General features: G+C 63.2%; 13 protein-coding genes. 10 read left to right on the plus strand and 3 right to left on the minus strand.

What is annotated here, in order from left to right:
• Positions 1 to 395 precede the first annotated feature (395 nt).
• Positions 396 to 1,703, plus strand: coding sequence for an NfeD family protein (locus H7687_RS21380; RefSeq protein ID WP_183351243.1), 1,308 nt, complete (start codon positions 396 to 398; stop codon positions 1,701 to 1,703).
• Complete coding sequence (locus H7687_RS21385) at positions 1,690 to 1,989, plus strand: hypothetical protein (protein WP_183351245.1); 300 nt, start codon at positions 1,690 to 1,692, stop codon at positions 1,987 to 1,989. The genes H7687_RS21380 and H7687_RS21385 overlap by 14 nt, the downstream gene beginning before the upstream one ends.
• Here H7687_RS21385 and H7687_RS21390 read toward each other — a convergent pair.
• Positions 1,986 to 2,480 (minus strand): hypothetical protein, encoded by a 495-nt coding sequence (locus H7687_RS21390; protein WP_183351247.1) that lies wholly within the window; start codon positions 2,478 to 2,480, stop codon positions 1,986 to 1,988. The genes H7687_RS21385 and H7687_RS21390 overlap by 4 nt on opposite strands.
• Positions 2,481 to 2,767: 287 nt before the next feature.
• Between H7687_RS21390 and H7687_RS21395 the strand changes: the two genes are divergently transcribed.
• From H7687_RS21395 to H7687_RS21430, 8 genes are all read left to right on the plus strand, one after another.
• Positions 2,768 to 4,528 carry a transporter substrate-binding domain-containing protein gene (locus H7687_RS21395; protein ID WP_183351249.1) on the plus strand — a complete coding sequence of 587 codons (1,761 nt, stop codon included), beginning with the start codon at positions 2,768 to 2,770 and terminating at the stop codon, positions 4,526 to 4,528.
• Between the two features lie 198 nt (positions 4,529 to 4,726).
• Positions 4,727 to 6,154, plus strand: coding sequence for a sigma-54-dependent transcriptional regulator (locus H7687_RS21400; RefSeq protein WP_183351251.1), 1,428 nt, complete (start codon positions 4,727 to 4,729; stop codon positions 6,152 to 6,154).
• Positions 6,155 to 6,839: 685 nt separating this feature from the next.
• Positions 6,840 to 7,574, plus strand: coding sequence for an amino acid ABC transporter ATP-binding protein (locus H7687_RS21405; RefSeq protein WP_183351253.1), 735 nt, complete (start codon positions 6,840 to 6,842; stop codon positions 7,572 to 7,574).
• Positions 7,575 to 7,720: 146 nt separating this feature from the next.
• Positions 7,721 to 8,482, plus strand: coding sequence for an ABC transporter substrate-binding protein (locus tag H7687_RS21410; protein WP_246405061.1), 762 nt, complete (start codon positions 7,721 to 7,723; stop codon positions 8,480 to 8,482).
• A 212-nt stretch (positions 8,483 to 8,694) separates the two neighbouring features.
• Entirely contained in the window at positions 8,695 to 9,399 is a 705-nt protein-coding gene (locus H7687_RS21415; RefSeq protein WP_183351255.1) for an amino acid ABC transporter permease, read from the plus strand.
• Positions 9,400 to 9,454: 55 nt separating this feature from the next.
• A complete protein-coding gene (locus tag H7687_RS21420; RefSeq protein ID WP_183351256.1) occupies positions 9,455 to 10,156 on the plus strand; it encodes an amino acid ABC transporter permease in 702 nt (233 codons plus the stop codon).
• Between the two features lie 249 nt (positions 10,157 to 10,405).
• Complete coding sequence (locus tag H7687_RS21425) at positions 10,406 to 10,681, plus strand: hypothetical protein (protein ID WP_183351258.1); 276 nt, start codon at positions 10,406 to 10,408, stop codon at positions 10,679 to 10,681.
• On the plus strand, positions 10,678 to 11,298 hold the full coding sequence (locus tag H7687_RS21430; RefSeq protein WP_183351260.1) for a CAP domain-containing protein: 621 nt from the start codon (positions 10,678 to 10,680) through the stop codon (positions 11,296 to 11,298). Before H7687_RS21425 ends, H7687_RS21430 begins: the two co-directional genes overlap by 4 nt.
• A 63-nt stretch (positions 11,299 to 11,361) precedes the next feature.
• On the opposite strand, the gene H7687_RS21435 is transcribed toward H7687_RS21430, so the two are convergent.
• A complete protein-coding gene (locus H7687_RS21435; RefSeq protein WP_183351262.1) occupies positions 11,362 to 11,985 on the minus strand; it encodes a response regulator transcription factor in 624 nt (207 codons plus the stop codon).
• Positions 11,986 to 11,989: 4 nt separating this feature from the next.
• A complete protein-coding gene (locus H7687_RS21440) occupies positions 11,990 to 13,348 on the minus strand; it encodes an HlyD family type I secretion periplasmic adaptor subunit (protein ID WP_183351264.1) in 1,359 nt (452 codons plus the stop codon).
• Positions 13,349 to 13,355 lie beyond the last annotated feature (7 nt).

Below are 13,355 nucleotides of genomic sequence, written 5' to 3' on the forward strand. Positions count from 1 at the left end.
CGTTCGGGCTGTGAAGAAGAGGACATGGCGTTTTACGCTTTGCGACGGGCTCGAACCCAAGACGCGAACAAACTGCCATGTCCCGGAACAGAAAATCTAGCTGCTTGATCGTAAACATACAAGACGCAAAAGCGCCAGGAGAATCGAAGGCTTTAAAGGCAGGAAACCAGGCAACTGCTTCTAACGCAAAGACGCAAGACGCTGCAAAATCAACGGCTTTAACAGCAGGAAAACAGGGGGAAACAACATTTTTAACGCAAAGACGCAAAGCCGCAAAGAAAACTTGAACGTCTAGTCGTTAAGGTTTTGCCGTTCTCGTTTGTCTTTGCGCCTTTGCGGCTTTGCGTTAATAACCTGCCTTGGTTTTGGCCTTTTCCTTTACGGAGGTGCCGAAAATGAAACGGCTGTTTTGGGTACTGCTGATACTGGTGCTGCCGCTGTGCTTGAGGGCGCAGGAGCCGCAGGTGGGACTCGTGTCCCTGCGGGGCCCGATCAACCCGGTCAGCGCCTCCTTCCTCAAGGAGAACGTGGCCGCGGCGGGGAAGCGCGGCGACCGGCTCCTGCTGGTGGAACTGGATACGCCGGGCGGGCTGGACACGGCCATGCGCGAGGCGGTCCAGGCCATCTTCGCGGCACCGGTCCCGGTGGCGGTCTACGTCGCGCCGGCCGGAGCCCGGGCTGCCTCTGCCGGGGCTGTCATCGGCCTCTCCGCCGACATCCTGGCCATGGCGCCGGGCACCAACATCGGCGCCGCCCACCCGGTGGGTCTGGGGGGCAAACCGGACCCGGTCATGGAGGGGAAGCTGGTTAACGACGCCGAGGCGTACGTCGCCGGAATCGCGGCCAGACGCGGCCGCAACGTGGAACTGGCGCGGCGCATGGTGCGCCAGAGCATCTCCCTCACCGCCGAAGATGCCCTGAAACAGCGGGTGATCGACCTGGTGGCGCCCTCCCGGCAGGAGCTGCTGTCGAGCCTGGAAGGGCGGCGGGTGCAGCGGGGCGGGCAAGAGGTCGTGCTGCACGTAGCGGGGGCGCGGCTGGTGAGCCACGAGATGGGGACCCGCGACCGGGTCCTGGACGCCGTCAGCAACCCGGACGTCGCCTACATGCTGATGCTCCTGGGCATTGCCGGGCTCTTCTTCGAACTCGCCAACCCGGGCGTGATCCTCCCCGGCGTCATCGGCGCCATCTCGCTGCTCCTCTCCTTCTTCGCGCTGCAGACCCTGCCGGTGAACTACGCGGGCATCGGGCTGATCCTTCTGGGCATCATCCTCTTCATCGCCGAGATCAAGGTGGTCTCCTACGGGATGCTCGCGGTCGCCGGCGTGGTGGCCATGGTGCTCGGGTCGCTCATGCTCTTCCCGTCGCCCGAGCCGTACCTGCGCCTGTCCTGGGAGGTGCTGGCGGGAACGGTCGGAGTGACGGTGCTCTTCTTCACCGTGGTGGTCGTCAAGGTGATCCAGGCGCACCGGGAAAAACCGATCACCGGCGTGGAGGGGATGATCGGGGAGCTTGGCGTGGCGGATTCCGACCTCGCACCGGAGGGGAAGGTGCTGTTGCGCGGCGAATACTGGAATGCAACCAGCGATGAGCCGGTGCGCCAGGGCGAGAAGGTGCGGGTGGTGGCGGTGACCGGGCTGCGGCTTACCGTGCGCAAGGCCGACGGGATGGAGAACGTGCGGGGAGGCCATGAGCCAGAGTAAAAAAGGGAAGGAGTCGGGGGACCTGCGGCTGGGCGACGCCCTTGTGGGGCTTCCCTGCCTGCAGCGCCAGCGCGCCAACCTGGCGGCGGGCATGCGCCAGGAAAAGAGCAGCGCGGTGCGGTGCCCGGTGTGCGGCTTGGAGGTGCCGGAGCTGCTGCACCGATCGCAGGGGGCGGACGACCCGGTGGTTGTGGAGCAGGTGCAGGAGAGGTTCCCGGGGTGGCAGCCCGAGGAGGGCCTGTGCCGGCCCTGCCTCGAGCGATTCGGTTCCCCGGCTGCGCGCTAGTAGTGCTTGGGGATGGGGAGGCACCCTTCCTCGTTGAGGGCGTTGAGGTAGGCGCTGCGCAGGCCGATGAAGGCCTGGGTGAGCCGGTCGATGAGGGTGTTGTGGTTGCACCCGATCAGTTCCAGGAGGCCGTTTTGCTTGTTGGAGATCAGCCTTTCGATGTGCGCCGCCCGGCGGTTGATGTCCACGTGGGTGTGCCCCTGGGCGTGGCTGATCAGGCTTAGCATCGCGTCGGTCACGAAGACATCGATGGAGTACACCGCCGCCACCTGCGGGTGCTCTTTCAGTTGGAACACCACGCGGATGTCCGGGTGCGGGAACTCGATGCCGGGCAGGTGCTCAGGCCCCATGTAATAGGAGGCCGCCACTGGCAGCACTTCTATGTAGCAGTTGAGCAGGGTGGACTCGATGTCAACTGGGGTCTGCACCGGAAGTTTCAGTGCGGCCCGGGAGAACTGTTCGCCATGTTCGAGATAGAGAGATAGCCGCATGTCATCACCTATAGTAGATCCTGCAGTAGAGGGGTTACATCCATTGTCACGATAAAAATAATACCGGCCCCCGCCAAAAAGCAAGTGGGGCCATGCAATTATCTTGGCCGCGCAGCCAGGTACCGCCTCCCCGGGGCCGGTTGATCGCGGTTGACATAACCCGCCGGTCTATGCCATTAATTTCCCATTGTCCTGTCCCGCTCATCCCCTGCTAAGGTGTCTTGCCCTTGCACGTTTTCCGTTTGGTACAACACGTCCGCAAAGTCCGCGCCGCCGGTGCCGGTCCTGTGCGACTGCGCCTACCCCTGGTCGCGCTGCTGTTCCTGTTGCTGACCCTGTCGGGAGGAGCGGCAGGAGCCGACTCGCTCGGCCGCGGCGGAGTCGGTAAAGCGGTGGTCGTGGTCGGGGGGGACTTCAACTATCCGCCCTACGAGTTCGTCGACCACGACGGCAAGCCGGCCGGCTTCAACGTGGAACTGACCCGCGCCATCGCCGAGGTGATGGGATTCAAGGTAGAGATCTCGCTGGGGCCGTGGGACGGCATGCGCCGCGCCCTGGAGCAGGGTGACGTCGATATCCTGCAGGGGATGGCGTTCTCGCAGGAGCGCACCAACGAGGTCGACTTCTCCACGCCGCACGCGCTTTTGTTCCAGTCCATCTGGATCCGCCGGGACGACCGGCGCATCCGCTCCATCGAGGAGGTGCGCGGCAAGGAGGTCATCGTGATGAAGAACAGCATCATGCATGACTTCATGAAAGGCTTCGACCCCAAGGCGCGCCTCATCCTCACCGACACGCTGGCCGAGGCGCTCAGGCTTTTGAACCAGGGGCGGGGGGACTGCGCACTGGTGTCGCGGCTGACCGGGATGTACCTGGAAAAGGAGATGGGGCTGAAGCGGATCGTCCCGGTGGCCGAACCGATCATGACCCAGGCCTACGGCTACGCGGTGAAGAAGGGGAACGCCGAGGTGCTGGCGCGCTTCAACGAGGGGCTCGCCATCCTGAAGCGTTCCGGGCAGTTCCAGGAGATCCACAACAAGTGGCTGGGGGTGATGGAGTCGCAGCCGGTGTCCTGGGCGCGGGTGGTGCGCTACGTGACCCTGGTTTCCCTGCCGCTTTTGCTGATCCTGGGCGGCACCGTGGTCTGGTCGCGGACCCTGCAGAAGCGGGTGGCCCAGCGCACCGAGGAACTGGCGCGCGAGGTGGCCGAGAAACAGGCCGCGCTGGAGAAGCTGCGCCTGCACCAGGACCAGCTGGTGCAGGCCGACAAGCTCGCCTCCTTGGGGACTCTGGTGGCGGGGGTCGCCCACGAGATCAACAACCCCAACGGGCTGATCCTTTTGAACCTGCCCCGTTTCGAGGAGGTGCTGCGCGGGTCGCAGCCGATCCTGGACCAGTACCGCGAAGAGCACGGCGACTTCAAGCTGGGACGGCACAGCTACGACCGGCTGCGCGAGGAGCTGCCGCACATGCTGTCCGAGACGCAGGACGCGGCCAAGCGCATCAAGCGCATCGTCGCCGAACTGAAGGATTTCGCCCGCCGCGACAGCGCCGACCTGACCGAGCTTTTGGACCTGAACCAGTGCGCCCAGGCCGCGTTGCGCCTGGTCGAGAACACGGTCGCCAAGAGCTCGCACCAGATCGTGGCGCACCTGGCCGACACCCTGCCGCGGGTCAAGGGGAACAGCCAGCGCATCGAGCAGGTGATCGTGAACCTGCTGCTGAACGCGTCCCAGTCGCTGCAGGGAAGCGGCAAGAGCATCCAGATCTCCACCCGGCACGACCGTTTCCGCGACCTGGTGCTATTGACCGTGCGCGACGAGGGGAGGGGGGTGGAGCCCGAGCACCTGGCCCGGCTGACCGATCCCTTCTTCACCACCAAGCGCGAGGAGGGGGGCTGCGGCCTGGGGCTCTCCATCTCGGCGGGGATCGTGAAGCAGCACGGCGGCACGCTCAATTTCGATTCGCAGCCCGGCTTCGGCACCACGGTCACCATGGAGTTGCCGGCGCTGCAGAGCAAGCCAACCCCGGAACACAGAGGTCTCTGAGGTCCACAGAGGACACGGAGGACTGCTCACCCCCCACCCTCTCTCTGGGGCGAGGGGAGCATGGACTGTAGGGGCGAATAATCATTCGCCCGTCTTGAAGGATAAGGGGGACAGGCACCTGCGGAGCCAGTCCCCGGGCGGATTAAAAGGGGGACAGGCACCTGCGGAGCCAGTCCCCGCATAAAAGAGGAGTCGCAGATGAGCGAAGCACTATATCCGGCCTTCGGCGTGCTGCTGGTGGACGACGAGGCACCCTGGCTGCGCAGCCTGCGCATGACGCTGGAGGGACCCGGCGCCATCAGCAACATCACCGCGCTCACCGACAGCCGCTTGGTGATGGGGGCGCTGGACCGGGGCGACATCGGCCTGGTGCTGCTCGACCTGACCATGCCCTACCTCTCGGGGCAGGAACTTTTGGCCCGCATCGCGGAGGAACATCCCGAGGTGACCGTGGTGGTCCTGTCGGGACTGAACCAGATCGAGACGGCGGTCTCCTGCATGCGCCTGGGCGCCTTCGACTACCTGGTGAAGACCGACGAGGAGGACCGCATCCTCGAGTCGGTGCGGCGCGCCATCCGGATGCAGGAACTGCAGCTGGAAAACAAGGAGATGCGGCGCCGCTTCCTGAACGACCGCCTGGAGTGCCCGGAGGCCTTCGCTCCCATCGTCACCAGCAACAAGGCGATGCGCTCCATCTTCCAGTACATCGAGGCGGTGGCCAAGAGCACCCAGCCCATCCTGGTCACCGGCGAGAGCGGCGTGGGCAAGGAGCTGATCGCCCGCGCCATCCACACCTTGAGCCGCGGCGACGGCCCGCTGGTCCCGGTCAACGTGGCGGGGCTCGAGGACAACGTCTTCACCGACACCCTGTTCGGGCATAAGAAGGGGGCCTTCACCGGCGCCGACGAGAGCCGCAGCGGCATGGTGGAGCAGGCCGCGGAGGGGACGCTGTTCCTGGACGAGATCGGCGACCTTTCGCTCCCCTGCCAGGTGAAACTGCTGCGCCTGCTGCAGGAGGGTGAGTACTACCCGCTGGGAAGCGACCAGCCCAAGCAGCTCCGGGCGCGCATCGTGGTGGCGACGCACCACGACCTCTCCAAGAAGAAGGACGCCGGCGGCTTCAGGAAGGACCTCTACTTCCGCCTCAGGGCACACCACGTCCACATCCCCCCGTTGCGCGAGAGAAAGGACGACATCCCGCTGCTGTTGGACCACTTCCTCAAGGAGAGCGCCGAGGTTTTCGGCAAGAAGGTGCCCAGCTACCCCAAGGAATTGCTGACCCTGCTGGGGAACTACAGTTTCCCGGGCAACCTGCGCGAGCTGAGGTCGATGGTCTACGACGCCATGAGCGTGCACTCCTCGCGCATGCTCTCCATGAACAGCTTCAGGCAGGCGATGGAGGTGCAGGGGGAGGTCCCGGCGGAACAGGCCGCGGCGGCGGGCGAACAGAACGTCTTTTATTCCTGCCCGGAGATACCGACCCTGAGCGCCGCCGTGGAGCAGCTGGTGGCCGAGGCGATGCGGCGCTCCGACAACAACCAGAGCATGGCCTCGCGCATGCTGGGGATCTCGCAGCCGGCCCTGAGCAAGAGGTTGAAGTTGCAGAGGGACGGCAAGGCAGAATAGCGGGGCAGGGCGAAAGCCTCCCCCCGGAGGGGGGAGGTTGGAGGGGGGCGTTGGCAGTGGCTGGGGTAGCTGGGGGGGCGAATGATTATTCGCCCCTACAGGTATTGGTGGCGCCACCATCGTTTGAGATGGCGTCTTCCCCCACCCCCTAGCCCCCTCCCGCAAGGGGAGGGGGAGCCGGGCAGCGTCAGCCAGCGCTGTGCCCAAATTCGAGGCAGTGCATTCAAGGCTGCCTTTCCTTTCAAAGAAGCGTTTTGCTGCTTTTGCCGCTTTTTTGCACACGATCCCTTGCCGACTTCAGACTGCCGTTGCCGCCTCCAGCCAACCCGACCTTGTCATGGGGTATAACTTTCGTTAAGCCTATAATGTTTGTTATACCCGCCGTAAAATCCCCTTTCTCCGTTACTTCCCTCCTTCTCTCAAACAGCTTTCCACAAGTGGTTATACCCCATTGTTTCTAATGTTGGTGCCCGAAATGGCGTATTCGGAAAACAAACCGAGTCGTTAGCTGTTTACGCCGTCTTTGGCACCGGCCTTGCTGTATATAAAGCCACACTGCAGGCTTGACTCACGTTACTGCTCAACAAACGGCGGTTGGCGAGAGCGGCCGGCAGGGAAAACTGCCCATATCCTGTGCAGCAGCTTCGAGTGACTCGATTGGCAACAAATAGAAAAGGAGCAGCAGATGATCAAGTTTGAAGGGGTCCACAAGTGGTTCAAAAAGCTTCACGTGCTTAACGGGATCGATCTCCACGTCAAACAGGGAGAAGTGGTCGTGGTCTGCGGTCCCTCGGGTTCGGGCAAGTCCACCCTGATCCGCACCATCAACCAGTTGGAGCCGATCGAGGAGGGGAGCCTGATCGTCGACGGCATGGACCTCAGGAGCAAGAAGACCGACATCAACAAGCTGCGCGCCGAGGTGGGCTTCGTGTTCCAGCAGTTCAACCTGTACCCGCACCTCTCGGTGATCGACAACATCACCCTGGCGCCGACCAAGATCCGCAGGACCCCCAAGAAGGAAGCGCAGGAGCAGGCCATGGAACTGTTGGAGCGCGTCGGCCTCGCGGTCAAGCGCGACGCCTACCCGACCCAGCTCTCCGGCGGCCAGCAGCAGCGCGTCGCCATCGCCCGCGCCCTGGCCATGAAGCCGCGCATCATGCTCTTCGACGAGCCGACCTCGGCACTCGACCCGGAGATGATCGGCGAGGTGCTCGCGGTCATGCAGGACCTGGCCAGCACCGGCATGACCATGGTCTGCGTCACCCACGAGATGGGCTTCGCCCGCGAGGTGTCCGACCGCGTGGTGTTCATGGACCACGGCGTCATCCTCGAGGAGGCCCAGCCGGAAGAGTTCTTCCGCAACCCGCAGCACGACCGCGCCAAGCAGTTCCTGAAGCAGCTGCTGTCGCCGATGCACTAGAGAACTTGTTCATCCGCCGAACGCCGCAGGATGCACTGCGGCGGGCGCGGGTGCCTGTTAATACCGAACATCAAAAGGAGAGTACTGTGAAAAGATTGGCTGCTGTTGTTATGGGTTTGGCCCTGTTTGGTTCTTTCGGAAAGGCGATGGCCGCGGCTCCCGCCGACACCCTTGCCGAAGTTAAGAAGAAAGGTGTCCTGGTTGCCGGTGTCAAGGACTCCCTCCCTCCTTTTGGTTACGTCGATGAGAAGAGCCGCGAGATCGTTGGCTACGACGTCGACTTCGTGAAAGCCATCGCCAAGAAGCTGGGCGTCAAGGTCGAGCTGAAGCCGGTCACCTCCGCTTCCCGCATGCCGCAGCTCACCGAAGGCAACATCGACATCATCGCCGCCACCATGACCAAGAACCCGGAGCGCGCCAAGCAGATCGGCTTCAGCCACACCTACTTCGCCACCGGGCAGAAGTTCATCACTGTGAAGGGCAAAGTGAAGAGCCTGAAGGACCTGGAAGGGAAGAAGATCGGCACCGCCAAGGGTTCCACCTCCGAGCAGAACGTGAAGGCTGCCCTGCCGACCGCGACCGTGCTCTCCTTCGACGACTACCCGCAGGCGTTCCTCGCCCTGCAGCAGGGTAAGGTGCAGGCGGTGACCACCGACGAGGCGATCCTGGCCGGCATCCTCGCCAAGGCCCCCAACAAGGCGAAGTTCGAGATCCCGAACGTCCAGATCTCCAACGAGCCCTACGGCCTGGGCATGAGGAAGGACGACGCCAAGTTCATCGCCTTCGTGAACAAGACCATCCTCGAAATGGAGAAGAGCGGCGAAGCCAAGAAGATCTTCGAGAAGTGGTTCGGCAAAGGCACCGACTTCCAGCTCAAGCGCACCTTCAAGATCGTAGCGGACAAGTAAAAAAGCAGATTAAGATTGAGGTTGAGATTAAGAAAAAACATACTTAGTCTCAACCTCGACCTTGACTGCGTTTCAACAGCAAACCAGGTTGATGCTGAGCTTCAGTTGAGAAAAGGGCGTTATGCTGGTAGTTTTAGTCTCAGTCTTAATCTTAATCTCAATCTCAATCTCAGTCTCAGTCTCAGCTTCAACCTGCCTCTAAGGGGTTTCACGTGCTAAAGTACACATTTGACTGGTCCATCGTCACCTCCGGCAAGTATTTCGAATGGCTGGTTTCCGGGCTCAAGGTAACCCTGGAGCTCTCCGCCGTCGGCATCGTCTGCGCCTTCCTCCTGGGGCTCCTGATCGCCGTCCTGAAGATGAGCCACTACCGCCCCGTGCGCTGGATCGCCACCGCCTACCTGGAGTTTTTCCGGAACACCCCGCTGCTGGTCCAGATCTTCTTCTGGTACTTCGGCTCGTACAAGGTGCTCCCGACGGCGGTCAACGAATGGCTGAACAGCACGAACTTCGAGTTTGCCGCGGCCGCCATCGCCCTCACCATCTACACCTCGGCCTTCATCGCCGAGGACATCAGGTCGGGCATCCTCTCCATTCCCAAGGAGCAGATGGAGGCGGCCAGGAGCGCCGGCTTCTCCTATCTCCGTTCCATGCAGTACATCATCCTGCCGCAGGCGGTAAGGATCACGATCCCGCCGCTGGTGAACCAGTTCCTGAACCTGGCCAAGAACTCGTCCCTGGCCATGAGCATCGGGGTCATGGAGCTCACCTACCAGGCGCGCCAGGTCGAGAGTTACACCTTCAAGGGGTTCGAGGCGTTCACCGCCGCCACCGTGGTCTACCTCGGGCTGTCCGTGGTCATCACGGCGCTCATGGACCTGTACAACAAGAAGGTGCTCAACCCGCACCGCGCCTAGGGAACGGGTTCAGTAACGAGATCGGCGGATTTTTCCGCGGGAAACGGAGAAGAAAATGGAAGAAGCACTCAACTTTCAGGTAATCATAGACAACTTCACCTACTTCATGATCGGGCGCTACCCGAACGGGCCGCTGGGCGGGCTCGGGCTCACCATGTACCTCGCGGTGATCTCCTGCATCCTCTCCTTCTTCGGGGGGCTGATCCTGGGGCTCTTGAGCCTGTCGCGCTACGCGGCGATCCGCCACCCGGTGAACCTGTTCATCAACGCGGTGCGCGGCATCCCGCTGCTCATGGTGATCTTCTGGATGTACTTCCTGCTGCCGGCCCTGATGGGCAAGACGGTGCCGGAGGCGACCACGGTCATCATGGGGCTCACCATCTTCACCTCGGCGTACATGTCGCAGATCGTGCGCGCCGGCATCCAGGGTATCCCCAAGGGGCAGACCGAGGCGGCCGTCTCGACCGGACTGAAGCACTGGCAGGCCATGCTCTACATCGTGCTGCCGCAGGGGCTTAGGAACATGATCCCGTCGTTTGTGAACCAGTTCGTGTCGCTGATCAAGGACACCTCGCTGGCGTTCATCGTCGGGGTTTCCGAGCTGACCCACGTCGGCACCCAGATCAACAACCGCACCATGGCCTTCCCGACCGAGATCTTCATCTTCATCGCGGCGGTCTACTTCGTGCTCTGCTTCGCCTTCACCAGCTTCTCGCGCTGGCTGGAGGGGAGACTGGCGTGGAGGAAATCCATTTAGGCTTTTCCGGCGGCAACTGCTTTCGAACAACGCCCCCCTTGGCTTGCCAAGGGGGGCGTTTTCTGTTCGGCCGCCGGCGGAAGGAAAGGCGGGAGCGTCGGAGGGTTCCCCCTCTCCCTCCGGGAGAGGGGATGGACATCAGCGGAAGTCTCGCTTATTCTTGTGGTCTGCTCGGGAGGGGGCGAATGATTATTCGCCCCTACAGGTCTGACAGGGGCGGTGCAATTGCATTGCGGGGGAGGGTGTGTCATGGAGGTTCAGGTCGTTTCGGTTCGCTACCGCATTCCGCTCACGGAAAACCAGGCGCAGAAACTGCGCCGCACCTGGCCTAACGGCGACCCCTTCTACCCCTACGAAAAGATGGAACGCTACCTCGAACCGCTCCTGGTCGAGGACCTCAACTGGCACCACTACTCGGGCAACTACCTCTACTTCACGGTCTACGGCGACGAGATCGAGGCGACCCTGGCGGACGCCCTCAAGGTGTTCGAGACCCGACTCGCCCTCCTGGAGGGGAAGAAATGATCAGGAAAATCCTGGCGCTATCCTGCCTGATGCTTGTCCTCACTGCCGGTACTGCCTGCGCCGAACCGGACGACCTCGGCCAACGGGTGCTGGCGGAGACCAACGCGGCACGCCAGAACCCGCAGCGCTACGCACAATACATCCGGGAGTTCAAAAAGAGCTTCATCGGCAAGGGGTACCGGCTGCCGGGATCGCTGAACGTGGTGATGACGTCGGAAGGCAAACCTGCCCTGGACGAGGCGGTGCAGTTCCTGTCGCGGCAGCGGCCGCTGCCGGCGCTGTCGTGGTCGCCGGGACTGGCCAGGGCGGCGGCGGACCTGGTGCGGGAGCAGGGGGGATCGGGGGAGACGGGACACGGCGAGCGCAGCGACATGAAGAAGAGGATCGACAAGTACGGCTCGTGGCGTTCGAGCCTCGGGGAGAACATCAGCTACGGACCGGACACGGCCAGGCAGGTGGTGATGGGGCTCATCATCGACGACGGCGTCGCGGACCGGGGGCACCGAAAGAACATCTTCGACCGCTCCTACACCACCGTGGGCATCGCCTGCGGCCCGCATCCCCTGTACCGCACCATCTGCGTCATGGACCTGGCCGGAGGCTTCCAGAGCCGGTAAAACGGACGGGGACTGGCTCCGCAGGTGCCAGTCCCCCTCGCAACTCCCCTTCGCCGTCGCTGCTTACCCCTGGTTGACCAGGAGCGCGAGGCTCAAGCGGTTGCCGGCGGGGAGCTTGCCGTAGATGGAGGTGAGGTGGGCCTTCACGGTGCGCTCCACGATGCCCATGTCGGCGGCGATCTCGAGGTTGGTCCTCCCCGCCGCCACCATCTCGGCGACCCGGCGCTCGGTCGGGGTCAGGGGGGCCAGGAGCTTTTCGGTGTTTCTTTCTTTCCCCGCCGCCGCGCTGTTCTGCGCGGCTTCCAGGATCAACTGCTGGATCACCTGCTGTCCCAGCCACACCCCCCCGCCTGCTACCACGCGCAGCGCCTCCTGCAGGTTGTCACGGGCGATGTAGCTGTTGGCGTAGCCCACGATGCCCACCTTGAGAAAGGCAAGCCCCTCCTCGGGGTCGGGGCGGTCCGAGAGGAGAAAGAGCCTCGCTTTCGGGGCCGCGGCGCGCAGGTCGGCGCAGGCGGCCACGTCCACCAGCTCGCGGTGCAAGAGCACCAGTTCCACCTCCCCGGAAGAGGCCTGCTGCTTCAACTCGCTCAGGGTGCGGCATTCCCGGACCTGGTTCCCTTCCGCTACCAGGCCCTGCCACCGGTTGGAGAGGGATCCGTTCGCACTTGCCAGCAGGATCAGCATGTAATCACCTCTCGCGCAACGCCGAGTACTTCGCCTTCAGAATCGGTTTCAGGAGATAGGAGAGGATGGTCCGCTTGCCGGCCAGGATGTCCACCGTGGCCACCATCCCCGGGATGATGGGGAGCGGCTTGTCCCTGGTCCCCAGGTAGTTGCGGTCGGTCCTCAGCGTGACCAGGTAGTAGGTGTCCCTGGTCTTCTCGTCGGTGAGGCTGTCGGCGCCGATCTGCTCCAGGCGCGCCTCCAGCCCGCCGTAGATGGTGTAGTCGTAGGCGGAGAACTTGACCATGGCCTTCTGGTTCGGCTTTAGAAAGGCGATGTCGGCCGGCTTGATCCTGGCCTCGATGAGCAGGGTCCCCTCGGTGGGGACGATCTCGACGATGTTCATGCCCGGCTGGATGACCCCCCCGATGGTGTTGACCAGGATGCGGTTCACGGTGCCGTTCACCGGGGAGCGCACCAGGGTGCGGTCCAGGCGGTCCTTGAGCGCCAGCGACGATGCGGTTTCTTCGCCCACCTTGGCCGCGGTTTCGTTGTACTCGGCCTTGGCCTTGTTGGAGAAGCTGAGGCGCAACTCCTTCATGGCGGCGTAGCTCTCGTCGATCTTGGCCTGGGTGCGCGGGATGGACTGCCTGATGGTCTCGATCTCCCCCTTCATCTCGCTGGCCTTGCGCTCGAGCTGCAAGAGCTCCATGTCGGAGACCGCTCCCTTGGCGACCAGCGGCTTGGTGATGTTGATCTCCTTCTGGTACAGGGAGTAGGTCTGGTTCAGCTCGCGCAGCCGGGTGTTCAGTTCCCTCAGCTCGCTCTGGCGCTGGTCGATCTGGGACTGCTTCACCTCGATGGAGTGTTTCAGTTCGGCCCGGCGCGACTCGAACAGGGCCCGCTCGCTGGCGGCGATGCTGGCCGGCACGTCGCTGGGCACGGAGAAGCTGGTGCTGCCCGCCGCCTCGGCGCGCAGGCGGGCCGCCTTGGCCTTGTCGGCGCCGGATTTCGCCTGGCTCTGCTCCAGCGAGGAGACGAAGCGGGTCTCGTCGATCTTCAACAGGAGCTGCCCCTTCTTGACCGTGTCCCCGACCTTCACGTGCAGTTCGGAGAGGATGCCCCCCTCCAGGTTCTGGATCACCTGCACCTGGCTGGCCGGGATCACCTTCCCCTCGCCCCTGGTGGTCTGCTCCACCTCGGAGACCGCCGCCCAGCCGATGAAGATGACGAAGAGCCCCAGCGTGGCCCAGAGGATGGCCCGGCCGCCGCGCGGGGTCTGCACCAGGATCGAGGTCCTGATGTCGGTGACGTAGTCGACGTCGTCTTCGGGCATCCTGCGGAACACCCCGTTACCCTTGTTCTTGGCTGCTTTTATCTCCACGTCGTAT

Origin of the sequence: Geomonas paludis (genome assembly GCF_014193585.1) — a bacterium.
In the GTDB taxonomy this organism is placed as follows: domain Bacteria; phylum Desulfobacterota; class Desulfuromonadia; order Geobacterales; family Geobacteraceae; genus Geomonas; species Geomonas paludis.